The sequence below is a fragment of the Qipengyuania sp. R86523 genome, from assembly GCF_044596365.1.
Classification (GTDB): domain Bacteria; phylum Pseudomonadota; class Alphaproteobacteria; order Sphingomonadales; family Sphingomonadaceae; genus Qipengyuania; species Qipengyuania citrea.
The window spans coordinates 1,319,739-1,345,055 of record NZ_CP138997.1; the positions used below are offsets into that span (position 1 = coordinate 1,319,739).

21 protein-coding genes are annotated in these 25,317 nt (G+C 66.4%); 14 read left to right on the forward strand and 7 right to left on the reverse strand.

The annotated features are described in order from the left end of the window. Positions 1–7: 7 nt before the first annotated feature. The 6 genes from SJY12_RS06575 to SJY12_RS06600 all read left to right on the forward strand — a co-directional run bounded on the left by SJY12_RS06575 (position 8) and on the right by SJY12_RS06600 (position 7,298). A complete protein-coding gene (locus SJY12_RS06575; RefSeq protein WP_397506592.1) occupies positions 8–1,036 on the forward strand; it encodes a GNAT family N-acetyltransferase in 1,029 nt (342 codons plus the stop codon). Beyond that, positions 1,015–2,058, forward strand: coding sequence for a hypothetical protein (locus SJY12_RS06580; RefSeq protein WP_397506594.1), 1,044 nt, complete (start codon positions 1,015–1,017; stop codon positions 2,056–2,058). Before SJY12_RS06575 ends, SJY12_RS06580 begins: the two co-directional genes overlap by 22 nt. A gap of 32 nt (positions 2,059–2,090) precedes the next feature. Beyond that, positions 2,091–3,020 carry an acyl-CoA thioesterase gene (locus SJY12_RS06585; protein WP_397506596.1) on the forward strand — a complete coding sequence of 310 codons (930 nt, stop codon included), beginning with the start codon at positions 2,091–2,093 and terminating at the stop codon, positions 3,018–3,020. A 272-nt stretch (positions 3,021–3,292) separates the two neighbouring features. Next, the gene (locus SJY12_RS06590; RefSeq protein ID WP_397506598.1) at positions 3,293–5,407 is read left to right on the forward strand and encodes a TonB-dependent siderophore receptor; all 2,115 of its coding nucleotides are present in this window, start codon (positions 3,293–3,295) and stop codon (positions 5,405–5,407) included. Continuing rightward, on the forward strand, positions 5,407–5,985 hold the full coding sequence (locus tag SJY12_RS06595; RefSeq protein ID WP_397506600.1) for a hypothetical protein: 579 nt from the start codon (positions 5,407–5,409) through the stop codon (positions 5,983–5,985). The genes SJY12_RS06590 and SJY12_RS06595 overlap by 1 nt, the downstream gene beginning before the upstream one ends. Next, a complete protein-coding gene (locus SJY12_RS06600) occupies positions 5,985–7,298 on the forward strand; it encodes a PepSY-associated TM helix domain-containing protein (protein ID WP_397506602.1) in 1,314 nt (437 codons plus the stop codon). Before SJY12_RS06595 ends, SJY12_RS06600 begins: the two co-directional genes overlap by 1 nt. A gap of 24 nt (positions 7,299–7,322) precedes the next feature. On the opposite strand, the gene SJY12_RS06605 is transcribed toward SJY12_RS06600, so the two are convergent. Beyond that, complete coding sequence (locus SJY12_RS06605; RefSeq protein ID WP_397506604.1) at positions 7,323–8,342, reverse strand: phytase; 1,020 nt, start codon at positions 8,340–8,342, stop codon at positions 7,323–7,325. Then, entirely contained in the window at positions 8,342–11,173 is a 2,832-nt protein-coding gene (locus SJY12_RS06610; protein WP_397506606.1) for a TonB-dependent receptor, read from the reverse strand. Before SJY12_RS06610 ends, SJY12_RS06605 begins: the two co-directional genes overlap by 1 nt. A gap of 271 nt (positions 11,174–11,444) precedes the next feature. Here SJY12_RS06610 and SJY12_RS06615 point away from each other — a divergent pair, with 271 nt between their 5' ends. Further along, positions 11,445–13,316: a DEAD/DEAH box helicase gene (locus tag SJY12_RS06615; protein ID WP_397504835.1), complete on the forward strand. Its 1,872-nt coding sequence runs from the start codon at positions 11,445–11,447 to the stop codon at positions 13,314–13,316. Between the two features lie 19 nt (positions 13,317–13,335). Here SJY12_RS06615 and SJY12_RS06620 read toward each other — a convergent pair whose 3' ends face one another. The 3 genes from SJY12_RS06620 to SJY12_RS06630 all read right to left on the reverse strand — a co-directional run bounded on the left by SJY12_RS06620 (position 13,336) and on the right by SJY12_RS06630 (position 15,191). Then, positions 13,336–14,154: a universal stress protein gene (locus tag SJY12_RS06620; protein ID WP_050599370.1), complete on the reverse strand. Its 819-nt coding sequence runs from the start codon at positions 14,152–14,154 to the stop codon at positions 13,336–13,338. Between the two features lie 157 nt (positions 14,155–14,311). Next, complete coding sequence (locus tag SJY12_RS06625) at positions 14,312–14,803, reverse strand: hypothetical protein (RefSeq protein ID WP_397504836.1); 492 nt, start codon at positions 14,801–14,803, stop codon at positions 14,312–14,314. 103 nt (positions 14,804–14,906) lie between these two features. After that, positions 14,907–15,191: a GIY-YIG nuclease family protein gene (locus SJY12_RS06630; protein WP_397504837.1), complete on the reverse strand. Its 285-nt coding sequence runs from the start codon at positions 15,189–15,191 to the stop codon at positions 14,907–14,909. A 114-nt stretch (positions 15,192–15,305) separates the two neighbouring features. Here SJY12_RS06630 and SJY12_RS06635 point away from each other — a divergent pair, with 114 nt between their 5' ends. Further along, positions 15,306–15,632: a hypothetical protein gene (locus SJY12_RS06635; RefSeq protein ID WP_082847565.1), complete on the forward strand. Its 327-nt coding sequence runs from the start codon at positions 15,306–15,308 to the stop codon at positions 15,630–15,632. 35 nt (positions 15,633–15,667) lie between these two features. On the opposite strand, the gene uvrC is transcribed toward SJY12_RS06635, so the two are convergent. After that, positions 15,668–17,632: an excinuclease ABC subunit UvrC gene (uvrC, locus tag SJY12_RS06640; protein WP_397504838.1), complete on the reverse strand. Its 1,965-nt coding sequence runs from the start codon at positions 17,630–17,632 to the stop codon at positions 15,668–15,670. Between the two features lie 64 nt (positions 17,633–17,696). On the opposite strand from uvrC, the gene SJY12_RS06645 reads away from it, so the two are divergent. Further along, entirely contained in the window at positions 17,697–18,980 is a 1,284-nt protein-coding gene (locus SJY12_RS06645) for an APC family permease (protein ID WP_397504839.1), read from the forward strand. After that, positions 18,981–20,153, forward strand: a complete 1,173-nt coding sequence (locus SJY12_RS06650) for an NAD(P)/FAD-dependent oxidoreductase (protein WP_397504840.1) — start codon at positions 18,981–18,983, stop codon at positions 20,151–20,153. A gap of 36 nt (positions 20,154–20,189) precedes the next feature. Here the strand turns inward: SJY12_RS06650 and SJY12_RS06655 are convergent, their stop codons facing one another. Further along, positions 20,190–23,132, reverse strand: coding sequence for a TonB-dependent receptor plug domain-containing protein (locus SJY12_RS06655; protein WP_397504841.1), 2,943 nt, complete (start codon positions 23,130–23,132; stop codon positions 20,190–20,192). A gap of 207 nt (positions 23,133–23,339) precedes the next feature. Here SJY12_RS06655 and infA point away from each other — a divergent pair, with 207 nt between their 5' ends. The 4 genes from infA to SJY12_RS06675 are packed head-to-tail and all read left to right on the forward strand — an operon-like array spanning position 23,340 to position 25,309. Then, entirely contained in the window at positions 23,340–23,585 is a 246-nt protein-coding gene (gene infA / locus SJY12_RS06660) for a translation initiation factor IF-1 (protein ID WP_047806247.1), read from the forward strand. Between the two features lie 6 nt (positions 23,586–23,591). Then, the gene (locus tag SJY12_RS06665; protein WP_050599788.1) at positions 23,592–24,167 is read left to right on the forward strand and encodes a nucleoside triphosphate pyrophosphatase; all 576 of its coding nucleotides are present in this window, start codon (positions 23,592–23,594) and stop codon (positions 24,165–24,167) included. Next, the gene (locus SJY12_RS06670) at positions 24,160–25,131 is read left to right on the forward strand and encodes a ribonuclease E/G (protein ID WP_397504842.1); all 972 of its coding nucleotides are present in this window, start codon (positions 24,160–24,162) and stop codon (positions 25,129–25,131) included. Before SJY12_RS06665 ends, SJY12_RS06670 begins: the two co-directional genes overlap by 8 nt. Beyond that, positions 25,121–25,309, forward strand: a complete 189-nt coding sequence (locus SJY12_RS06675; protein WP_397504843.1) for a DNA gyrase inhibitor YacG — start codon at positions 25,121–25,123, stop codon at positions 25,307–25,309. Before SJY12_RS06670 ends, SJY12_RS06675 begins: the two co-directional genes overlap by 11 nt. Positions 25,310–25,317: the final 8 nt, after the last annotated feature.

Genomic DNA, 25,317 nt, shown 5'->3' on the forward strand with positions numbered 1-25,317 from the left:
CGAGAGCATGACAAGCGACCAGCAGCACGGCGATGACGCAGCGCAGTTCGACGCGCTGGCGCAGGATGGTCCGCAGCAGCGGGCGTTCCTGCGCAGCCGGTGGTTCGGTGCCTCTCCCGCCCCGCCCGACCGCATGGTGCTGCGCGGCGAAGAGGGCATGGCGCTTGCTGCATTAGGACTGGCCATGCGCCGCCGCGGCCCTTTCCGGCTGCGCGAGATTGCCGGGAGCTACTGGCCCTTCCGCGGAGTTCCGCTAGCCCCCGGCATCGACGAGGCGGTTCTCGCCGACGCGCTCGGCCGGCAGCGCAAGCGGCTTGGCTCGATCTGGCGGCTCGGCCCGGTGGAAGCCGGCGATCCCGAACTCAAGCGGCTACGCCTGGCGCTGCGCCAGGCCGGGTGGCACGCGCTGGCGCGTCCGCTAGGCCAGGTGTTCGAGATCGATCTCGCAGCCTTGCGGCAGGACGGCGCCTGGCCGTCGACCAAGACGCAGCGCAAGAACCGCTGGCGCAAGCGGAGGCTGGAGGAAGAAGGCGGCGCGGTCTCGGTCGAATTCTTTAGCGGAAGCGACTGGACTGCGCGGCAGCGCGACGCATTGGCTCAGATCGAAGCGGAGAGCTGGCTCGGGACGCTTGCCGATGGCGGGGACACCAAGTTTCGCGACCCCGAGATGCGGCGCTATTGGGAGGATATCTGCACCGACCCGGTGCTGGCAGCCATGCTATTCGGAAGCCTGATGTGGATCGGGGACACACCCGCCGCCTTCACCTTCGGGATCGAGGCCGGACCGGTGCGCTATTACATCGCCAACAATTACGACCAGCGCTTCAACCAGTTCGGTGCCGGCCGCGTCCTGCTCTATGACGATTTTGCGCGGGCGGGCGAGCGCGGCGTGCGGCGCATCAGCTGGGGTGTCGGCGATGCCGGGTACAAGAGCGAGATGGGCGCCCAGCCCGGCGCGCATCTGGTCGACCTGTTGTTCGTCCGCAACGCCGTGCTCGCACGCTTGCTTTCGCCGTGGTGGGAACGCGCGGCGTGATCGCGCTGCGATCCCCCGTCATCCGCAGCGCGCTGCTCTGGTGCGGTTTCATGATCGCGGCCGCGGCGTACGAACAAATCGTGCTCGGCTGGCATTTTGCCCGCGAGGAAGCGCCAATCCACGATGGCTGGCACTGGATGCGCACCGCGGGAATAGCCGTGCTGAGTTTCCTGCTCGTTGCAGCCCTGGCGCAATCGCAGGTTCGCCGCGAGCAGGTGAGCGTACACGCGGGAGCGCTCGCCTTCGCGGTCGCGCTGCTTTCGCTCGCAGCGATCGCCCTGCTTGCCGAAAGCCCTGGTGCCTTTGCGCAGATCGGGGCCGAGGACAGCACGATCGAATGGCTTTCCGCCGTGCTGCTGTTCGGCGCCGCGGGCCTGATGGGATGGCGGCTGCGGGATCGTACCCGGCGGCAACCCGGGCATGGCCAGCGCTGGGTTCCGATGGTGGTCAGCCTGGGCTTTGCCGCACTCTTCGGACTGATGGCCTTCGAAGAAGTCAGCTGGTTCCAGCGGCAGATCGGCTTCGCCACGCCCGAAGCGATCGCCGCGCGCAACTGGCAGGGTGAATTCAACCTGCACAATTTCCATACCGATATTACCGAACTGGCGCTGTATTCGGGCACCGGCGTTTTTCTCCTGTTGCTGCCGCTGCTGCGCGAAAGCGATGTGGCGCGTTGGCCGATGGTGCGCGTTGTGGCGCCATTCCTGCCCGACCGCACCGTTGCCGCCGTGTCCGCGCCGATGCTGGTCTTCACCTACAGCCATTGGACGCTGCTGCCCGTGCAAGCCGCCTTCTGGACCGGGCTGGCCGTTTGCGCGGCCTTCGCGCGCAGCAGCGCCACGCGGCGGGAGACGCTCTTGTGGAGCGCGCTCGCGATCTGGGTCGGCATGGGCCAGCTTACCATGCTCGCACTCGGTCCCACCAAGCTGATGGTCTTCGACAGCTCCGAATACCGCGAACTGTTTATGAGTATCGGCCTCGCGATGTACGCTTTTCGGCAATCACGTACGTGCAGTGCTTGACGCAAACGTAAAGCACCCGCAAACCGGCACCCGTGAGCATTGAAAAGACACCGGAAGAACTCGTCGCAGGCTTCGTTAGCCTGCTGTCCGTCACACGCGAAGGTGATGACGCTTTCAGCGGGCTAAAGCAGCCCAATGGGGTGGGCCGCGTCTTTGGCGGGCAGGTCATCGCGCAGGCATTGCAAGCGGCGCAGGCGACGGCGCCCGAGAGCCTCGAAGCGCATTCGCTGCATGCCTATTTCCTGCGCGGCGGCAAGGAAGGGCTCGACATCTCTTACGACATCGCGCGCGATTTCGATGGCCGCAGTTTCGCCAACCGGCGGGTGGTCGCCAGCCAGCAGGAGGAAGGCGGGGACAAACGCCCGATCCTGAACCTGACCGCCAGCTTCCAGCGCCCCGAAGACGGCCTGTCGCACGACGATGTAACCATGCCCGAAGTGGAACCGCCCGAGGACCTGCGCGGCGACATGGAAATGCGGCGCCAGATGGTCGAACGCATGGGCGAACGCATGAGCGAGCAGCAGCGCAATTTGGTGCTGCGCCCCCGGCCGATCGAAATGCGCACGGTCGACCGGCTGCACTGGATGAACAGCGAACCGCGCGAGCCACGCGCGCACAGCTGGTTCCGCACCGTCGCGCCGCTGCCCGCGATCGAAGACAATCCCGCGCTGCACCGCGCGGTAATCGCCTATGCCAGCGATTACACGTTGCTGGGCACCAGCGCGCTACCGCATGGCCTGTCGTGGATGCGCGGCGAACTGGTGGGGGCCAGCCTCGACCACGCGATCTGGTTCCATCGGCCCGCGCGCGCCGACGAATGGCTGCTCTATGCCACGGATGCGCCATGGAGCGGCGGGGGCCGCGGCTTCAACCGCGGGCGCATTTTCAACCGGCAGGGCGAACTGGTCGCCAGCGTTGCGCAGGAAGGCATGATGCGCAAACGCGTCCCGCGCGGCAGCTGAGCCGCCCAGCAGGACCTGAACGCGGCCCTGCATTTTTCCCCATTCGCGACGAACCGCTGAACGGGCAATTCCGGCGGCGCATGGCGCTGCCCTGCTCCAAATCCGACCGCGCGATCGGGGTTTTGGTTGGACGTGCGCACACGCGCACACGAACGGGCCATCGCGGGCACTCTGGCGGGCAGATAACCGCGCAGATCCAGACTGGCCTTGCTAATGCGAGTGACTCTCATTACCAGCGCGCCGAACAAACATTCAGAACAAGGGATTCGTCGATGAAGGCTATTCTGGCCACCACCACTGCCACGCTCGCACTTACGCTGGCCGCCCCCGCTTTTGCCCAAGACGCGCAAGCCGACACGGACAATGAGACCGCCCAGGCGGATGCCAGCGCCATCGTGGTGACCGGGACGCTGAGCGAATTCGGCGCGATCAAGTCGGATACTCCCATCGTGGAAGTCGCGCGCTCGATCTCGATCGAAACGCAGCAGGACTTCGTCATCAAGGGCGCGCAATCGCTCGACGATGCGCTGACCTATACGGCTGGCGTCACGGCGGAACCGTTCGGATTTTCCACCCGCGGCGATTTCGTCCAGGTCCGCGGCCTCGATGCACCGGAGTATCGTGACAACCTCCAGTATCTGTTCGGTTTCTACAACAACACGCGGCAGGACCTCTACACGCTCGAACAGGTCGAGGTGCTCAAGGGCCCGGCCTCGGTGCTCTATGGCGCGGGCGCGCCCGGCGGCATTCTCAATGTGGTGACCAAGCGCCCGCATGGCGAAAGCGAAGGTCAGCTGCGCGTCGATTACGGCAGCTTCGATCGCAAGCAGATCGCGACCGATATCAATGTCGCGATCCCCGGCGCGGAGGACGAGGCCCAGTTCCGTTTCGTCGGGCTATACCGCGATGCCGATTCGCAGATCGAGGAAGTCTCGGACAACAAGCTCGTCCTCGCGCCGTCCTTCACCGCGCGTCCTGCTTCCGGCACCGAAATCACCGTCCTGGCCAATTACTCGGATCAGGAATCGGACACCGCGCACCAGTTCCTGCCGGTCACCGGCACACTTCTGCCCGCACCCGGAGGGCAGAAAATCGATCCCTATGTCTACCACGGGGCCCCGGGCTTCAACGCATACGACACGCAGAGCTTCGCGCTGTCGCTGATCGTCGAACAGGAACTGAGCCAGGCATTCTCGCTCGAAGGCATCGGTCGCTACATGCGTTCGGATGCCGAATACCGGCAGGCGTGGATCGCCTTCGCGGGCAACGGAGTGCCGCGGCTGGACGCCGATGGAAACGGGCTGTGGACCTATTACCTCGCCGACAACCGCAGCGAACAGATGGCCTTCGACGTGCGCCTGCGCGGCGAATTCGACACCGGGCCGATCGAGCACGAACTTCTCGCCGGCGTCCAGTATCAGGATGTCTTCACCGACAGCGACACCGCCTACATCTTCAACGGGGGTGTCCTTAATGCCTTCGATCCGCAGTACCAGAACGTGCTCAGCGTGGACGAAGTGCGGCAGGCACAGGGCAATGGCCCGCGCAACTTCATCGATACGACGGGCTACTACATCTCCGACACGATGACGCTGGGCAATCTCGTAGCCACGGCGGGCATCCGTTTCGACGAAGTGACCAATGCGGTAGAGAACGGTACAACGCAGGAAGATGATGCGACCAGTGTCAGCTTTGGCGTATTGTATCGCGGCCCGGCAGGCATTTCGCCCTATGCCAGCTATGCCGAGAGCTTCCAGCCGGTTGTGGGCATCGACACGATAACCAACCAGCAGCTCAAGCCGCAGGAAGGTCGCCAGTATGAGGTGGGGATCAAATGGCAGCCGCGCGGCGTCAATGCGCTGGTTACGGTTGCGGCATTCGACATCGAAATTTCCAACCTGCCGAACCCCAATTCGCTGTTTGGCGCCAACAGCCAGCAGGAAGGCGTATCGAAGGTCCGCGGTGTCGAGTTCGAGGCCAACGCGCTGCTGGGCGGACTGCGGCTCGACGCGAATGCCAGCTATCTCGATGCCGAAGACCCCAACGGCCTGCCGCTCTCGTCGATTTCGGACTGGCAGGCCTCGCTCTTCGCCATGTATGATTTCGCTGGCGCGCTCGACGGCTTCAGCTTCGGCGGCGGCGTGCGCTATGTCGGCGGCAACGAAAGCAGCGGCATTTCGGCCCTCGACGGGAATCTGCTGACCTACCGCGTCGACGGCCGTACGGTCGGTGACCTTTCGGCGGGCTATGATTTCGGGCCCTTCGAACTGCGCGTGACCGCCCGCAATGTCACCGACGAGGACTATTTCTCGGTCTGCCTCGTGCGCGGCGACTGCTTCCCCGGCGAACGCCGGTCGATCAACGGCTCGCTGGCGTTCAACTTCTGATGGTCAGCCCGGAGCTTATCTGGCTGGCGGGTGCGCTGGCGGTGATGGGTATCGCCTTGCTGCGAATGTCTTGGGGCCGGCCCGGCCGGGCTGCAGGGCTCAACGCCCTGGGCTGGGCTGCGCTGGCCATCGGCGTCGTCATCGGCGGGGCCGTGGCGGGCGCCTGGGGGATCGCGGTCACGTCGCTGTTCGCGGTCGGGACTGCGATAGCGATCCTCGCGAAAGCGGTGTTCGAACACCCGCGCCGCCAGCGACCCGCGCGGCCGCTGCGTGAAACCGAAGCGTTGAACGGCGTCGGCGGCACGCGGATCGGGCAGGCACTGGCGACCTTTGCGATCGCCGGGCCATTGGCGCTCGTCGTGTCGGTCCTGTTCGCACTTGCGGCGCGCCTGGCGCTGATCGCGGCAGGCGCGGGTGAAGCCAATGGCAATGTCGCCGTTCTCGGGCTGGTGCCACTGGCGTGGCCGATACTGGCTTTTGTCCTGCTGATCACCCAAACCCGCGGGAAGCAATTGCTACTCACCAGCGCGGTTGCGATAGCGGCGCTGGCGCTGGCCGTTCTTGTGGGGGGATTTTGATGAGCCTCGAATTTGCCAAGGAAACCGTTCGCAAGGGCCTTGCCGCCCACACCGCGCTCGGCCTGGTGTGCTGTGCGCTGTTGTACCTGATCTGCGCGACCGGCACGGCGATTGTGCTGTACGAGGAATGGCAGCGGTTCGAGCAGCGGGATGCGCCCGAAATGACCGCGATCGAACCTGCGGCGGTCCAGCGCGGGATCGAGAACGTGCTGTCGGTCGAAAACGATCGCGCAACCACCACCCACCTCTTCGTGCACATGCCGACCGATGCGCTGCCGCGGACGACGATCACCACCGATACGCAGGCATTCCATGTCGATGCCGACGGCACCATCGTGATGCCAGAGGAGAACGCCTGGTCTGAATTCCTGCTGGCGCTGCACTACCGGCTCAACCTCCCCGCGATTTACGGCATGACGCTGGTGGGTGCATTCGGCGCGATGATCGTCGCGCTGTCGATCTCGGGTATCGTCGCTCACCCGCGCATCTTCCGCGATGCCTTCCGCCTGCGCGCGCGGCGCCGCGACGCGGTCGCCACGGTCGACTGGCACAACCGGCTGGCCGTGTGGACCCTCCCCTTTGCCCTCGCCATATCGCTCACCGGCGCCATGATCGGCCTGTTCTACGTCTCCGGCGGCATTGTGGCCGAAACCGCCTATGGCGGCGACAGCGAGGCAGCGCTGGCCCCCATTTTCGGCGAGGAAGCCCCGCAAAACCCCGCCAGCGCTCCGGTCGCCGACGCGCGCCCGGCGCTGGCGCATATGGCGCGCGCCTATCCCGAGGTGGAGCCCTATTACGTCATCCTGCATGATCCGCGCACGGCCGGCCAGCACATCCAGATCGTGGGCGAGCATCCGCGCCGGCTGATTTTCGGCGAGTATTACGCTTACGGTCCGGACGGCGAATTCCACGGAACCACCGGCCTCGCCGATGGGACGATCGGGCAGCAACTGGCAGCCTCGACCTACAATCTGCACTTCGGCAATTACGGCGGGTTGCCGGTCAAGATCGCCTATATCGCCTTCGGGCTCGCGCTGACCGCGGTGGTGGCCACCGGGACCTTCATCTGGCTTAACAAGCGGGCCCGCCAGGGCCGCCCCGCCCCGCGCACGAGAGCGGTCTGGTCGGGCTTCGTCAGCGGTGTGCCGATAGCGCTGGTGACCACGCTGTTTGCCCGCCTGCTGATCGGTAATGGCGCACCTTTTGTCGCACTGTTCTGGGGCACGCTGGCACTGACCGTGGCGGTTGCACTGTTGCGTTTGCAGCGCGACCGCGAGGCCGCGTCCGGACCGGCGCTCGCTCCCGCTGAGTAACCGGCCCGGACCGGGTCGCCGGTATCAGTCGCCCAGCGCTTTCTCGATCGCGCCAAGCGGCACCAGTTTGAAGTTCTGCGCCCGGCCGTCGTTCACGCCGTCCTGCGCGATGAACAGCCCGCCGGGGAAGTTCGGGCCGAAGTCACCGCGCTGCGCCTCGATCCCGTCGGTTTCCTCGGTGCTGCCATATTGCCCTGCGGCGATACGGAAGCGGCCTGCGGGGGTCACATCCGGCAGCGCGTAACGCATGTAGGTGTTGTCGCCCTGGCTCGAGGCATAAAGCCAGCCGCCCTCATCGCCCTCCGGAATCAGGGCAAGACCTTCGAGATCGGCCACGATCTTGCGCCCATCGACCGCGGCGACGAGTTCGCCCGCCGTCGCACCGCTGCGGAAGCGCCAGATTCCGGCCGCTTCCTCGCCGATATAAAGCGTGCCATCGCGGTGATCGACGGCGCAGCCTTCGGGCTGCGAAGGAACCTGCATCGTGCGCAGTTCGCGCGCGGTCGGGGTATCACTCAGCGTGATTTCCCATTCGCCGATCCGGCCGCTCTTGGGGGCGGTATAGACGATCAGCCGGTCGCCGCGCCGAGTCCCGCAGATGCCGTAGGCCTCGCCGGGTCCGGACGCGACGCTGCCCAGTTCGACAAGCGATCCGCTGGCCGTGTCCAGCCGGAACAGTGCGATCCGCGCCTGTGCCAGATCGCTCCGGTCGCTGGCGAAGACGACAATGCCCTGGTCCCCCATGTCGACCAGATCGACATTGTTCAGCGCCGCATGGGCAGTGAAGCTCTGCGGCTGGCCGCCGAGATCATAGACATAGAGCCCCGCTTTCTTGTCGGTCGCAACGATCAGACTGTCGGCGGGCGCAGCGGCGTTGCGCCAGATCGCCGGGTCGTCCGCCGCATCTTCATTGGCTGTCACCACCGGCTGGGTTTCCGCCACCGCGTAAACCGGCACGGCGGGGTCGCCCGGCGCGGGTACGGTGGCGCAAGCTGCGGTCAGGCCGATCCCGGCAAGTGCGAATATACGAAAATCCCTGCGCATCAGAAAGTCACCCTCACGCCGCCCTTCATGGTCCAATTGTACTCTTCATATTGATACAGGTTACGCCCGCCGCCAAACCTATTATAGGCGAAGTACTTGGCATTGTTGATGTTCACCCATTCGTAGAACAGCTGAACGGAATCCGTCACGCGGTACTTGGCCGACAGGTCGAGCTGGAAATGGTCGTCGACATAGCGGTCGAGATCGCTCGTGTCCGACAGCTCGTCGAGATACTTGTCGCGGTATGTGCCCGACAGCCGGATATCGATCGGGCCCTTGTCGTATCCGACCGAGAAATTGGCGGTGTGTTTCGCCGTCGCAGGCAGCGGGATCGATCGCGGTCCCTCGCTGGCCAGCGTGGTCACCGTGCCATCGGCATCGGTGAAGGTGTAGTTCGCCTGCACCACGAAGCCGTCGAGCGTGCCGGTAAAAGCCTGCGAAAAGCCCAGTTCGATACCGAAAATGTCCGCTTCGTCGCCGTTGCGGGCGATCGTCGCTTCGTCGAAGGCGATACCGCGGAAGCTGCCCGCGACATCGGTGTTCACATCGACGATGAAATTGTCGAGGCTCTTGTAGAAGACCGACGCGTGCAGCGCGCCGGTCGCGCTCATGTAATACTCGGCCGCAGCGTCGAAATTCCAGGCTTCGGTAGGCAGCAGCGCGGGGTTGCCGAATTCGCCGCTGCGTTCGCCGTCATCGGCTTCCTCGACCGCGAAATGGGGCGCCTGCTGGAACGGCGATGGCCGCACGATCGAACGGTAGAAGCCGGCGCGCAGCACCAGATCGGTTTGCGGTTCGTACCGCAGGTTGAGGCTAGGCAGCCAGTGATCGTAATTCTTGTCGATCGAGACCGGGGACACGAGGACCGTGTCATCAGTCGCGATCGACCCGTCGGGCAGTGTCCCGTCTTCTTCGACCAGCAGGACGTTGTTGCCCACCAGCGTGTTGTCCGTGTGCTCGTAGCGCAGGCCATAGATCACGCGCAGGTCCGCGCTTTCCCAGCGGCCGAGCAAATAGCCGGCCATGATTTCTTCAGCGACTGCAAAATCCTCGACCGTGCTGTCGAACGCGCTGTCAACGTCCTGCAATTCGAAATCGCTGAAGTTGGCACGGAAGAAGTCGGACCCTTCAGTGAAACCTGCAACCGGCCCGATACCGGTCAGGCGATAGGTCTGTCCTTCGCCCAGCGCGTCGTTCAGCGTCATGGCGTCGTTTTCGTAGAACTCGACGTTCGCGTCATAAGTCTTGTCGCGCCAGCGGCCCTTGAAGCCGACCTGTACGGTGAACTCGCCATTGTCGGCGGCGAAGCGGCGTCCCAGGTCGAACTTGGCGGCCCATTCCTCGTCCTGCGCATCCGACAGCGCGACGAATTCGATATCGTTCAGCGCATAGGCACCGGGGTCGGTGAAATCGCCCGTCGGATCGCTGACGCTGTAGAGCGGGATGCGCGGATCGGCGAAGTCGAGAGCGACGCCGAACCCTTCTTCCTCATATTCGCGTTCGAATGCGATGGGATCGAGGCTGCCGTTCTCCCGCTCGCTCGATTTTGCCCAGCTCGCCGAATAATTGGCGAACCAATCACCCCAATCGCTTTCGCCGCCGAAAACGAGCGAACGGATCTTCTGCGATTCGAAGCGGTCCTTGACATCGCGCTCGACGGTAATCGCCGCGTCCTCGTCGGGGTCGGGATCGGTGTCGCTGTAACCGACCGTCCTGCCTGCACCCGTAACGATCGCATCGCCGAGATCGAAGATCAGGCGCCGGCGGCTCTCCTGGTCGTCGAACTGGCTGTAGACGCCGCGGGCATACAGTTCGGTGCTGTCGCCCGCGCGAAGGTCGAGGCCGAGCGTCGCACTGATACGTTCGCGTTCGACATCGTAATCGCGGTATTCGAGATCCTCGGCATAGATGACGCCGTCGTCCTCCTCCCACCCGTCGGCTTCGATATTGTCGGTCTCGAACGTGCGGCGGTAATAGCTGACGCCGCCCGAAATGCCGAAATTGTCACCGATGCGGGTGGCGAAATCCAGGCTGCCCTTGGGGCTTATCTCATCGGCGTAATCATTATAGCTGCCTTCAACCTTGGCGGTCAGCAGGCGCGTCTTGCGGTCGAACGCGCTGGTGGTCTCGATCTCGACCGACGCGCCGATCGTGTCGGCATCCATATCGGGCGTGAGCGATTTCTTCACTTCGATCGATTCGATGATGTCCGAAGATACGACGTCGAGCGCGACCGCGCGAATATCGGCCTCTGGCGACGGCAGGCGCACGCCGTTGAGCGATGACGAGACGAGATCGGGCGACAGGCCGCGGACCGATACGAAGCGGCCCTCGCCCTGGTCGTTGAGGACATTGATGCCGGGCAGGCGGCGCAGGCTTTCGGCGACGTTCTGATCGGGAAACTGGCCGATCGCGTCGCGTGTCAGCACGTCGGACACGCCATCAGCTTCCTTCTTGCGCGACAGGGCGCTCGAAAGGTTCGCGACCTGGCCCACGACCAGGATTTCATCGTCGCCAAAGCCGGTCATCGCGATCTCTGCGCGCACCGTGCCGGTGGCCGGGACGGTAATCGCGCGCCTGACCGTTTCCGCCCCGACATAGCTGATTTCGAGCGTGTAATCGCCCGCCGGAACGTCTGCGAAGAGGAACGAGCCATCGCGCTCGGTCGCGGTCACGCGGTCGATCTCGACAATGCGCACCTGCGCGCTGCGCAGCGCGATGGTGTCGGTGGCATCGGATACGGTGCCGGCAAGATCGCCGGCCTGCGCCATGCCGGGAAGTGCCAGCGCCGCAATGGCAGCCCCGGCAAGAAGCGTATTCCTGATTCTCATTATTGCCCTCCGCTATCGTTGAGAGCCGCCTAGGCGCGCAGTTTGACTGCGATATTTCCGCATCGCGTCGGTTTGCGGACAATTGCGCGTGCGCTGACGCGGTTGCGTCACAAAGCGCGAGGGGCGTGACGCGCGCCATTTCGGCCTGCGCAAGAAAGTGCGGGCCAAACGCTCCAATTGCGTGTAGGGGCGCCTCCGACTGCGGGCAGTGCCCGCGCCGCGACCAGCCGGGCACCCCCCGCCCGTGCATACGCGCAACCGAAAGAATACCATGCCCCTTTCCAACCTCCCGCCGGTTATCGGCGAGGCTTTGAGCGCCCGTGGCTACGACGCGCTTACCCCCGTCCAGCAGGCCGTGACCGAATCCGAAGCGCACGGCCGCGACATGGTTGTTTCCGCGCAAACCGGGAGCGGCAAGACCGTGGCCTTCGGCCTGGCGCTTGCTCCCGAACTGCTCGACGCGGTTGGCGGCACGCCCCTGTCGGAGAAGCCGCTGGCACTGGTGATCGCGCCGACGCGCGAGCTCGCGCTACAGGTCAGCCGCGAACTCGGCTGGCTCTATGCGGGTGCCGGACTACGCATCGCCACCTGCGTCGGCGGGATGGATGCCAGCAAGGAACGCCGTGCATTGCGCGCCGGTCCGGCGATTGTCGTCGGGACGCCCGGCCGCCTGCGCGACCATCTCGAGCGCGGCGCGCTCGACCTGTCGGGCCTGGTCGGCGTGGTGCTCGACGAAGCCGACGAGATGCTCGACATGGGGTTCCGCGAAGATCTCGAGGAGATCCTCGATGCGACTCCCGATACGCGCCGCACGCTGCTGTTCTCCGCCACCATGCCGCGCCCGATCGAACGGCTGGCCGAACGCTACCAGCGCAACGCACTGCGCCTGTCGCTTGCCGGCGAGACGCGCGGGCATGGCGACATCGCCTATCAGGCAATCACCGTCGGCCCGTCGGAGATCGAGAACGCGGTGGTCAACCTGCTGCGCTTCCACGAGGCGGAGACCGCGATCTGTTTCTGCGCCACGCGCGAAAGCGTGCGCCGCCTGCATGCCACGCTGCAGAACCGCGGCTTCGGCGTCGTCGCGCTGTCGGGCGAGCATTCGCAGAGCGAGCGCAACCAGGCGCTGCAGGCGCTGCGCGACCGGCGCGCGCGGGTCTGCGTGGCCACCGATGTCGCCGCGCGCGGGATCGACCTGCCCACGCTCAGCCTGGTGATCCATGTCGAGATCCCGCGCGATGCCGAGACGTTGCAGCACCGTTCGGGCCGCACCGGCCGGGCGGGCAAGAAGGGCACCGCCGCGCTGGTGGTGCCGTACAACCGCCGCCGCCGGGTCGAAGGCATGCTGCGGGGCGCGCAGATCGAGGCCGAATGGCTCGACGCACCGACCCCCGAGGCGATCCGCGCGAAGGACCGCACGCGGCTGATCGAGCGGCTGACCGAACCGCGCGAGTTCGATGAATACGAACGCGAGCTCGGCGCCCAGCTGATGGCGAAGATGTCGCCCGAGGACATCGCCACCGCTCTGGTCCAGACGCTGCGCGCCGAGATGCCCGCACCCGAGGAGCTGATCGCCAACACCCCCGAGGCGCGCGACCGGGCGAAGGCCGAACGCCACCGTCCCGGCTTCGAGGACGTGGTGTGGTTCCGCATGAGCATCGGCCGCCGCCAGAACGCCGAACCGCGCTGGCTGCTGCCGCTGATCTGCCGACGCGGGCACATCACCCGCAACGAGATCGGCGCGATCCGCATCGGCCAGCACGAGAGCTGGTTCCAGGTCCCGCGCCCGATCGCCGCCAAGGTTGCCGAGACCGTCACCCGCACCGCCTCGCCCGAGGACGAGCAGGACGAGATCATGATCGAGGAGGCCCCCGACGGCCCCCGCATCGAGGCCCGCGAGAACCGCCGCAAGCACGCCGATGGCGGCGGCCGGGTCGATCCCCGCCCCGCCGGCCGCGGCCCCCACCGCAAGCCCGGGGGCAAGCCGCCCTTCAAGAAGGGCAAGCCCGGCACCGGCAAACCCGGCGCAGGCAAGGGCGCGGGCGCGGGCCCGGGCGCGGGCGGCAAGCCCTTTGCCGGAAAGCCCAAGTTCAAGGGCAAGCCGAAAGGCAAGGGCAAACCCGCAGGTCCGCGCGGCGACTGACCCGCGGACCCGCCGGGGTTCAATTGGTCATCAGCAGGGGAATGCGCACGTCGGACAGCATCCGGCGTGTCGCCCCGCCGAAGATCCGTTCGGTCAGCCGCGTGCGGCCATAGGCGCCCATCACGATCAGCCCCGCCTTGCGCGCTTCCGCCGCGCCCAGCAGCGTCGCCGCGACATCCTTGTCGCCGCATTCGAGCTCGACCATCTCGCAGGCGATCCCGTGCCGCGAGAGGTAGTCCGCCCCCTTCACCGGCGGCAGGTCGAGCGCATCGGCCGACTTGCCCGTTTCGCCGACCGTGGCGAGATAGACCGCCCCCGCTTCGCGCAGCAGCGGCAGCGCCGCCTTGAGCGCATGCGATGCCTCGGCCGATCCATCCCACGCGACCAGTGCGGGCGCACCGGTTTCGAAGCGGGTGCAGGTTTCTGGCAGGACCAGCACGGGGCAATCGGCGGTCAGCGCCAGCTCGCCCGCGGTGAAGGACGGCGTGCCCTTGGCGGTATGCGCATCGCGCGCGCTGATCACGATGAGATCGCTGAGCGAGGATTCGCGCAGCATCGCCAGCGCAACCGGGCCGGCGGATTCGACCCAGTTCCACGACACGCCCTCGTTCGCGAGGTCGGTCAGCGTCCGCTCGCGCAGCTTCGCGGCTTCCTCGCGCCAGACGGGGACCATGGCGGCGAAGGCGGCGCCGTGGAAGTCGATGGTCGCCGCGGCTTCATAGGGCATGGCGTGCAGCAACGTGAGATGCGCATCGAACTGTCGCGCCAGATCGAGCGCGGCATCGAGCCGGCCGGTGAACGCCTCGTCATCGGCGGCGTTGAACAGGATCGTCTTCATTGATCGTCTCCCAGCTTGCGGTCCGGCCGGTGGGCCGAGTCCCCGCTTGATGCGGCCAGTATAGCAGCTGTCCGACACCGCTCCTTGATCGAGATCAATTCGCGCGCATTCATGGACCGCGAAACGCGCGCCCGAAAAGCGTGACCTTCGCCGCGTATCATGCCCGCCCCGCAGCCGCGCGCGTGCGCGAGAGCAGCGCGAGAAGCGCGGTTTCATCGGGCTTGCGGACCACGCCGGCATAGCGCCCGCCGCGCAGCATGACCTGCCACAGCCCGGTCGCCACCCGCCATTCGAGCTCGGGGATCGTGACCTTCCGATCGGCCTGCCTCGCCGCGCGCGCGGCCTCCAGCGCCGCCTCGAGCCGCGCCCGCCCCGCCTCCGAACGCACCGACCCCAGCGCCACGTCCCACGCCGCCGCAAAGCCTTGCGCCCCGGGCCGCGCGCGCAGGCGATAGGCGGTCTCGCGCGCCATCGAAACGCCGCGCGCCGCCGCCGCGACCGAACGCGTCGCGGCGAGATGTCCGATGAACTCCGCCTGCCGCACGGGCGTCCACCCGTCGGCGCGATGACGCAGCGGGACGGCATGGAACGGCGGGATGGTAACAGAGGGCCTGCGCGGCCGGGCGGAGCGCGGTGGGTAGTGCTTCATCCGCGAGGGTAAGGCATGGAAGTGGGTGTGTAGGAAAGCCCTGCCACCACGGCGTCAGCCCAGCCCACTTCGTCATCCCAGCGAAAGCTGGGATCGCCCGCAATCAAAGCACCACGTCGAACAGATCGTCCCACGCAGGGTTCACGCCCTCGATCAATTCGATCTTCCACGCACGCTTCCACGCCTTCATCGCTTTTTCGCGTGCGATCGCATCCTCGATGCTGTCATGCTCTTCTGCATAAACGAGCCGCTTAAGCCCGTACCGGCGGCAGAAGGCCGAGCCCTTCCCCTCCCGATGCTGAACGATTTGCCGAGAGAGGTCGGCGGTCAAGCCGATATAGAGCACGCCATCCTCGCGGTTGCTCATGATGTAGACCCACGCGCTCATGCGCCCCGAAAGCTAGCAGCGCGCGGCGAGCGATCCCAGCTTTCGCTGGGATGACCGAGTTTGGGGTGGAATGCCCACATTGCGCCAAGGCCTTTTCCAAGGCATCTTGGTCGCGTGAAGCATCCTGAAGCGCAATTCGTGGTCGAAGTGACACCGGACGATGAGATTGTCTGTCGAGCGCCCAAGCAGGCCGAGCAGCGCATCAAGCTGGCGGATCTTGCTGCTGTTTATATTGAGACAAATGACGATGGCCCTTGCGGAGCAGACGTCTGGTGGCTTCTCAATGACACCACCGGCCAAACGAGGGTCGCCTTTCCTCAGTTGGCGACCGGCGAGACGGAGGCACTCGCTCGGCTGCAACAACTGCCCGGCTTCGCAATAAGGGGAATGAACTCGACCGAGAATGCGCGTTTCGAATGCTGGCCATCACCCATCGAGTGAACGTCCGCAATGAATTGTTAGCGGCCACCCCGCCCTCACCCCCCCGCGTGGTAGAAATCGTACACCTGCTGCGCCACGCCCGCGCTGATACCGGGCGCGCGTTTCAAATCATCCAACGCGGCCGCCCGCACCTTCCCCGCGGTGCCGAAATGCAGCAGCAGCGCGCGTTTGCGCGACGGGCCGATGCCGGGAATCTCGTCGAGCGGTGAGGCGGTGATCGCGCGGCTGCGTTTGGCGCGGTGGGCGCCGATGGCGTAGCGGTGGACTTCGTCACGCAGCGTCTGGAGGTAGAACAGCAGCGGCGAATTGACCGGCAGCGTCTTTTCGCGCCCGTCGGGGAAATGGAACACCTCGCGCCCCTCGCGCCCGTGATGCGGGCCCTTGGCGATGGCGATCAGCGGGACATCCTCGATCCCCATTTCCTCCAGCGTGTCGCGCACGCTCGACATCTGCCCCTTGCCGCCATCGATCAGCACCAGATCGGGCCAGATCGCCTCGTGCCCCTTGCCCTCGGTGCGCGCGTCGAGATCGCGGCCCGCTTCGGCCAGCTTGCGGAAGCGGCGTTCCATCACTTCGCGCATCATGGCGAAATCGTCATTGGTCTGCGCGGTCTTGATGTTGAACTTGCGGTACTGGCCCTTCTCGAAGCCTTCGGGGCTGGCGACGACCATTGCGCCCAGCGCCTTGTCGCCCTGGATATGGCTGTTGTCGTAAACCTCGATCCGCTGCGGGACCTCTTCCAGTTCGAGGAATTCGGTGAGGTCGCGCAGGACCTTCGCCTTGGTCCCGGTTTCGGCCAGCCGCCGCTCTAGCGCCTCGACTGCATTGCGGCTCGCCTGCTGCATCAGCTTGCGCCGCGTGCCGCGCTGCGGGATCGAGATCGCGACGCCGTGCCCCGCCTTCTCGCACAGCGCTTCGGCAACGAGGTCCTGTTCGGGCAGCGCGCGGTCGACGAGGATGGTGCGCGGCGGCGGCACTTCCTCGTAGAATTGCAGCAATACGTCGGAGAGCACCTCCTCCTTCTCGAGCTCGCCCGTATTGCGCGGGTAGAAGGTACGGTGGCCCCAGTTCTGCCCGCCGCGGATGAAGAAGGCCTGCACCCCGACCTGTCCGCCCTTGGCGGCGAGCGCGAAGACATCGGCATCGCCCACGCCTTGCGCGTTGATCGCCTGGCTGCCTTGGATGAAGGTCGCCGCGCGCAGCCGGTCGCGCAGGATCGCGGCGGTCTCGAAATCGAGATCCTCCGCCGCCTTCGCCATCTGTTTTTCCAGATCCTGCTGCACCGCGCTCGACTTGCCGCCGAGGAAGTCCTTCGCCTCGCGCACCAGTTTCTCATACCCCGGCTCGTCGATCCGGCCGACGCAGGGCGCGCTGCAGCGCTTGATCTGGTACAGCAGGCAGGGCCGGTCGCGATTGTTGAAGAAACTGTCGGTGCAGCTGCGCAGCAGGAACAGTTTCTGCAGCGCGTTGAGCGTCTTGTTGACGCTGCCCGCGCTGGCGAAGGGGCCGTAGTAATTGCCCTTGGCCTTGCGCGCGCCGCGATGCTTGGTGATCCGCGGGAAGGCGTGGTCGGCGCGCAGCAGGATGAAGGGAAAGCTCTTGTCGTCGCGCAGCAGCACGTTGAACGGCGGGCGGTAACGCTTGATCAGCTGCGCTTCGAGCAGCAGCGCTTCGGCCTCCGAATTGGTGACCACGATTTCCATCGCGCGGCACTGGCTGATCATCCGCTGGATGCGGTTGGTGAGGCCCTTGATCTGCGTGTAATTGGCGACCCGCGCCTTGAGGCTCCGCGCCTTGCCGACATAGAGTACGTCGCCGCGCGCATCGAGCATCCGGTAGACGCCCGGGCGCGGCTTGAGCGTCTTTACCGTTTCGCGGATCGCGGCGATGCCCGCTTCGAGATCGGGCTGCGCACCGGCCACGGTCTTGGTGGCGCGGTCCTCGTGGAACCGCTCCTTGCCTCTCGGATCATGCGGGGAACCGGCTTTCGTGCGCGACATGCAAGGGGAGATAGTGCGCCGCATCGGCTTGTGCAAAGCCGGTTTTGCCGCCATCCCCCGGGCGATGGACCCAACCAAAATTGCACCGCCGCGCACGGTCGGCTTCTGGGGGACCTCGCTGTTCCCGCTCAACGGGATGATCGGCGCGGGGATTTTCGCGCTGCCCGCAGTGCTGGTGGCGGCAGTGGGCAACTTCGCCCCATGGATGATGCTGGTCGGCGGGATCCTCTTCCTGCCGCTGGCGCTGTGCTATGCCTGGATGGCCACCCGGTTCGAGCATAGCGGCGGATCGGTGCTTTATGGCGAGGCCGCCTTCGGGCGCTTCGTCGGCTTCCAGGCCGGCTGGGCGCGCTATGCCAGCGCGATCGTGACCGCGGCGGCGAACATGCATGTGATGGTCGCCTATCTCGCCGCGCTGTTCCCCGAACTGGCGGGGCCGGTCGCCTCGCCCGTCGCGGTGGCGGTGGGGCTGGCGCTGATCACCGCGATCAATCTCTACGGCATGCGCGCATCGGTCGGCGCGCTGGGCGTGATGACCGCGATCAAGCTGCTGCCACTGGGCGCGCTGATCCTGTCGGCCTTCTTCGCGGGCGGCGAGATGGGGGCGGTGACGCTGCCGCAGTTCAGCCAGGTCGAGACGGTCATCCTGCTGACCTTCTATGCCTTCATCGGCTTCGAGGGCGTGGTCGAGGCGGCGGGCGAGTTCAAGCATCCCAAGCGCGACGTGCCGTTGTCGATCGTGACCATGGTGAGCGGGGTAACGCTGCTCTACATGGCGATCATCTGGGCCTTCATCGCGATCGGCCCCCAGTTCGCGGGCGAGGACAATGCGCTGGCGGGCGTGGCGGGTGCCTCTATGGGGCAGATCGGGTCGCTTGCGATCGTCGTCGCGGCCAGCTTCAGCATCGGGGCGAACAATTTCGCCAGCGGGGTGGCGCAGCCGCGGCTGATGTACGGCATGGCCGAGCGCGGCATGCTCCCGCGCTGGTTCGAATATGTCCACCCGCGCTTCCTTACCCCGTTCAACGCGATCCTGTTCTACGGCGTGGCGGCAATGCTGTTCGGCCTGTGGGAAGGCTTCGAAGTGCTGGCGATCGCGGGCACGCTGGTGCGGCTGGTGACCTATGTCGTGACCAGCTGCGCGCTGCCCGTGCTCGAACACCGCGAGGGGCGGATCGACCCGCTGCACCTGTTCTGCGTGGTCTTCGCGGTGGCCAGCTCGCTGTTCATCGCCGCGCAGGCGCAGACGCAGTCGTGGCTGGTGTTCGGCGGGCTGCTGGTGGTGGGCACGCTGCTCTATTTCGTCGCGGCGCGCCAGAAGCCCGAGTATCCGCTCGACGAGGCATAGATGGCCGAGGATTTCGATGCGATCGTCCTGGGCGCAGGCGCGGCGGGGCTGATGTGTGCGGCGCGTGCGGGGCAGCGCGGGCGCCGCGTGCTGCTGCTCGAACGCGCGGCGACACCGGGCAAGAAAATCCTGATCTCGGGCGGCGGGCGCTGCAATTTCACCAATATCGGTGCGGGTCCGGCCAATTACCTGTCGGCCAATCCGCATTTCGCCAAGTCGGCGCTGGCGCGCTACACCGCGCGCGATTTCCTCGCACTGGTCGAAAGCCATGGCATCGCCTGGCACGAAAAGACCCTCGGCCAGCTGTTCTGCGACGGGTCGGCCAAGCAGATCGTTGCCATGCTGCTGGAGGAATGCGCGAAGGGCGAGGTAGACCTGCGCTGCGGCGAGGAAATCGCCTCGGTCGAACAGGCCGGCGGGTTCACCGTCACCACGCCATCGGGCCGGTTTCGCGCGCCTTCGCTGGTGATAGCCACCGGCGGACCCTCGATCCCCAAGATGGGCGCAAGCGGCTATGCCTATGACCTCGCGCGGCAGTTCGGTCTCAAGGTGGTCGAGCCGCGCCCGGCGCTGGTGCCGCTGACGCTGGGCGGCGAGGAAGTGCTGTTCCGCGACATCTCCGGGGTTTCCGCGCCGGTGGTGACCAGCGCGGGCAAGGCGCGCTTTGCCGAGGCGGCGCTGTTCACGCACCGCGGACTGTCGGGACCCGCGATCCTGCAGGCGAGTTCCTACTGGCGTCCGGGCGAGCCGCTGTTCGTCGATTTCCTGCCCGACGAAAGCGGCGATTTCCTGCTCGACGCCAAGCGCGCCGCGCCCAGATCGACGCTGCGCGCATGGCTGCGCGAACGCCTGCCCGCGCGGCTGGCCGATATCCTCGCCGAGCGGCTGGGGCTGGAGGTCGAGTTCGGCAACGCGCCCGACAAGGCCTTGCGCGGGGCGGGCGAACGGCTGAAGCGCTGGACGTTCCAGCCCAACGGGACCGAGGGCTTCGCCAAGGCCGAGGTCACCGTCGGCGGGATCGCCACCGCCGAGCTCTCCTCCAAGACGATGGAAGCCAAGCGCGTGCCCGGCCTTTACGCGATCGGGGAGGCCGTCGATGTCACCGGCTGGCTGGGCGGCTACAATTTCCAGTGGGCCTGGGCCAGCGGCGTGGCGGCGGGCGAAGCGCTCTAGCCGGATTGCCCGCCGCGCTCCGCCCGTCGCGGGCAATCAGAAGACCTTGCGGAACTCGATCTCGAACGTCCGGCCGAGCGGGTCGACCAGCCACGGCTGGTAGCTCAGCGGGACCGTGCCGGTTTCGTCGGTCACGCGCTGCTGCGCGTCGAACAGATTGTCCACTCGCAGCGAGAGCCGTGCGCCCTTGAGGAAGCCGGGATTGTCGCCCGCCAGCCACTGCTGCTGTTCGAGGTTCATGAACAACCGCAAGTCGAAGGTCGCAAGGTCGTGGAAGCTGAGGTTGTCGACCTGCGATCCGCTGGCGTAATTGGCCGCCAGGCGCGCGCCGAGGCCGTTGTGGAACAGCCCGCCTTCCATCGTGACATTGTGCCGGTTCACACCGCTGCCGCTGAGCGCATCGCCGTCCAGCAGGTCGAGCTGCGGGATGCCGTTGGCGATGACCGCGTAATTCTCCAGCTCGATCGTGTGATAGACCGAAAGGTTCCAGCGTCCCTGTCCGCCACCGGGGCCACCAGAACCACCGCCACGACCGCGCCCGCCGCCGCCGCGCGTTTCACCGCCCGCAGCCGGCGATTCGCCCGCGTCGCTGCCCTCACCGCCGGGACCGCGTTCGCCGCCGGGGGCTGCACAGACGCGCGCACGAAGCTGGTTGAGCCGCTCGGGATCGACCTGGCCGTCGGGGCCCGCCAGCCGCTCGCGCACGCGTTCCGGCAGAGCCGCGAGGTCGACCGGAGTCGAGGCGGCGGGATCGGCCGGATTCCAGCCGGTGCACAGCCGTATGCGCGCGGCCTCCATCTCTTCGCGGGCCTGCATCCCGTCGGCGCTGCAAATCCGCTCGCGCGCCTGTGCGACACGCTCCGGGTCGACCTCGCCATTCTCGCCGCGCAGGCGCTGCTGCATCCGTTCAGGCAGTTGCGAGATATCGGGCTGACCCTCGGATGAGCAGAACTGTTGGCGCAGCTGCTGGAAGCGCGCGCGATCGCTGGTCCCGCCTCCCGGCCCTTGTCCCTGCCCCTGACTTTGTGCGCCCGAACCTGCGGCTGCGGACGCGATCCGCGCCATCATCCCGCCGCGCCCACTGCGCGAGCCGCCCTCCGATTCCGAGCCGACGCGGCCGAAGAAATTGAAGCCATACCGGATGCGCGACGAGCCGCGCTCGGCAAAGGTCACTGCGCGCCGGTCAAGCTCGACCAGCTGGCCGCTCTCGCGCGTCACCCGATCGGGGAATGCCGCCTCGATTGCGGGGGTGAGCAGCGGGAAGCTTTCGGTCACGTCGTCCGACCGGTTGCGGACATATTCGACGCGGAAGTTCGACCGGTCGAACAGGTCGAAATCGTAGGAGGCCGCCAGCTTGATGTCGCGCTGAGTCTCCGCCAGCAGATCGGGATTGCCCCCCGTGACCACATTGGCGAGCACGGTGTCACCGGTCGTGAAATCGTAGACCGGGACGTTCAGGTCGACGATCTGCGGATTGCCTAGCTGCGCGATCCCCGGAGCCTGTTCGCGCACGCTGTAGCTGGCCTGCAGCGAGAGGCTGTCGGATGGGCGCCAGTTGAGCCCCGCGTTCCAATTGGTCAGCAGCCCGAAGTCCGACAGGTCCTCGACCCCGCCGCCGAGATCGAGCGTCAGCTCGCCCAGCGGCGCGAGGAAGCCCTCACGCGCGCTGGCGAGCGGGATGGCCAGGTTGAGCCCCGCCAGCAATTCGCGGCGATCGAGCGAGGTTTCGACGCCGGGATTGCGCGTGTCCTCGCTGTCGATCCCGTCGAGGTTGAAACCTGCTTTCGCGGTGACGTTCACCTCGCCGCTGGGCAGCAGGATCGGTCGCCCGGTCAATGTCAGGAGGCTGTCGAGCGTGTAGGTCCTGCTGTCGGCCTGCTCGATACCGCCGCCCGCCAGCGGACCGAGATCGCCCGCAATGTCGATTTCACCCGCGGCGGCAGCCGCAACAAGCGCGGCGGTATCGCGTCGCTGATCGGTCCACGTGGTGTTCCACCCGCGGGTCGCATCCACCGTAAGCGCGAGATCCCAATCGTCGATCGGGGCGTTGAACGAACTGCCGAGCGAGGCGGTGGTCGACCTGGTCCGCCGCGTGATCGGGTCGTCGTCGATCGCGCGCAGCTGCGAATTCCCGTCCGGATCGGTCAGCAGGACCGTATCGAGACCCGAGAGCGAGCGCGAGAAACTGCGGTCGAGATTGGCGTTGACCGACAGGCTTGGCACGCGTGCGCCCTCGCCGAAGGTGGTGTTCCAGGTGGTTTCGAGTTCGATGCCCTCGCTGTCGGAGGCGAGGCTGCGGAACTCGGCCGGATCGGGATCGCTCGCTACGGTGGGCGTGTTGCTTGTGGTCTGGATGATATCGCGCTCGGCCTCGGACAGCAGCGACGAGCTGTTGAATTCGGCACCGAACAACAGGCGGTCTCCGCCATTGATGGTCAGCTGCGAATATTCGACCTCGCCGTTCGACCGGCCTCCCCGCGTCGGCTGGCCGTATTCGAGTTCGACCTCGCGGCTGGAAAAATTGTCCTTGAGGATGAAGTTGATCACACGCTGGTCGGCAGGATAGCCATATTGCAGCGCGACCTCCTCGGGGAAGACCTGCACCTTCACGATCGCCTCGGGAGGATAGCGGCGGAATTCGCGAAAGCCCGAGACACGGCGACCGTTGACGAGGAACACGGGACGCCCGCTACCACGGCCGCTGGCCGAACCGGTCTGCGGCGCCAGCTGTTCGACCAGATCGGCCAGCGAATCCGCGCCATAAGCGGCGATATCGTCTTCATCGAGTTCGACCACCGGCGGAACCTCGGTTTCGACTTCGCCGCGGATGCGTTCGCCGGTCACGATGATCGCGTTCTCGGGCAGCGCCTCGCCCCCGGCGCCGCCCTGGCCGGTGGCGGGCGCCGCGTCCTGGGCATGGCCCGGCGCGGCAAGGGCGATGGTCAGCGCAAGTACGGATATGCGGGTGAGAAATTGCATGGCAGGTTTCGCGGTCCTCAATCGTGGTCTCGTGTCCGCCCCCTCACCCGGTCCTGAAGCAGCTCAGGCGGGTGAGCAACAATCCTTGCGTAACAAAGTGTCGCAGCAGACTTGCACCGCGATTAACGTCTGCCACTTCCCTTTCTCACCCACTGAGGCTATGGGCGCGCGATACAAATCGTCCAACGACACGATCCAAGGAAATACATGGCGAAAGAAGAACTTCTCGAAATGCGCGGCAAGGTGGTTGAACTGCTGCCCAATGCGATGTTCCGCGTCGAGCTCGAGAACGGCCATGAAGTGCTCGGCCACACGGCCGGCAAGATGCGCAAGAACCGTATCCGCGTGCTGGTGGGCGACGAAGTGCTCTGCGAACTCACGCCCTACGACCTGACCAAGGCGCGCATCACCTACCGCTTCATGCCCGGTCGCGGCGGCCCCGGCCCGCAGTAACGGCACGTGGGCCAGCCCACACTCATCCTCGCATCGGCCAGTCCCCGCAGGCGCGAACTCATCGCGCGCCTCGGCGTGGAGCCGGCTGCGATCAATCCTGCCGATATCGATGAAACCCCGCTCGCTGGCGAACTGCCGCGCGACTATGCCACCCGCATGGCCCGCGAAAAGGCCGCAGCCGCGGCCTCGGACGATGGCCATGTCCTGGCCGGGGATACGGTGGTCTGCGCCGGTCGGCGGATCCTGCCCAAGGCAGAGGACGAAGCGACCGCGCGGCGCTGTCTCGAACTGCTGTCGGGCCGCCGCCACCGCGTGCTGTCCGCGATCGCGCTGCGCGCCCCCGACGGCAGGCTGCGCGAACGGCTGAGCGAGACGGTGGTGATCTTCAAGCGCCTCTCGACCGACGAGATCGACGCCTATCTCGCCAGCGGCGAGTGGGAAGGCAAGGCGGGCGGCTATGCCATCCAGGGGATCGCCGAAGGGCTGATCCGCCGGATCCAGGGCAGCCATTCGGGCGTGGTCGGCCTGCCGCTCTACGAAACGCGCACGCTGCTCAAATCCGCCGGGTTCGACCTTGCCTGACTGGCTGGTCGAGCATGGCATCGGCGAAAGCCGTGCCCTGCTGGTCGAAGGCGATGACATCCTCGCCGCCAGGCTGCGCTGGCCGGGCGATTTGCCAGTCGGCAGCCGGGCACAGGCAGTGCTGGTATCCAAGCCCGCCGGCCGCAGCCGCGGCCTCGCGCGGATGGCCAATGGTACCGAGCTCATGGTCGACCGCATTCCCGCCCATTGCAACGAAGGCGCGGCGGTGCCGCTGGTCGTCACGCGCGCGGCGATCGCCGAACGCGGACGGTTCAAGCGTGCGCAGGCGCGGGTGGTCGAGGACACGGACAACAGCCCTTCGCAACAGGCGGACGATGTTTTCGCGATGGGCGATACGGTCCGCCGGCTGCCTGCTGGCGCGTGGGAAGAGGTATGGCACACTGCGTCTGCGGGCGAGGTCGCGTTCGCCGGCGGCGCGCTGCTGTTCAGCGTGACGCCCGCCATGACGCTGATCGATATCGACGGCGACCGCCCGCCGCGCGAACTGGCCCTGGCGGCGGTGCCCGAAATCGCGCGCTGGCTGCGCCTGTTCGACCTCGGCGGTTCGATCGGGATCGACTTTCCCACGCTGGCAACAAAGGCCGATCGCAAGGCCGTGGATGCCGCGCTCGATGCCGCGCTGGGCGGCTGGCCGCACGAGCGGACCGCGATGAACGGCTTCGGTTTCGTCCATATCGTGGCGCGGCTCGACGGGCCCTCGCTGCTGCACCGCTTTGCCACCGCGCGAATCGGGGCGGCGGCGCGCATGGCGTTGCGACGCGCCGAACTGGTCGAAGGGCCGGGCGCGACGCTGCTCACCGTCCATCCCGCGGTAAAAGCGAAGCTTAAGGCCGAGTGGCTGGCGGAGCTAGAACGGCGGACCGCGCGCCGGGTGCGGATAGAGATCGATCCGGGCCTTGCGATCGAGGCGGCCACCGCCCAGATCGTGGCGCATGACGACTAAACCCCGCCCCTGCCCCATCTGCAAGAAACCGCGCAGCGAGGAGCACACGCCGTTCTGTTCCGCGCGCTGCCGCGATCGCGACCTGTCGCAGTGGTTCGGCGACGGATATTCCGTGCCCGGCCGCTCCGCACTGCCCGAAGAAATCGCGGTTGCAGTGACGCAAGGTTCGGAAGACTGAAATTCCCC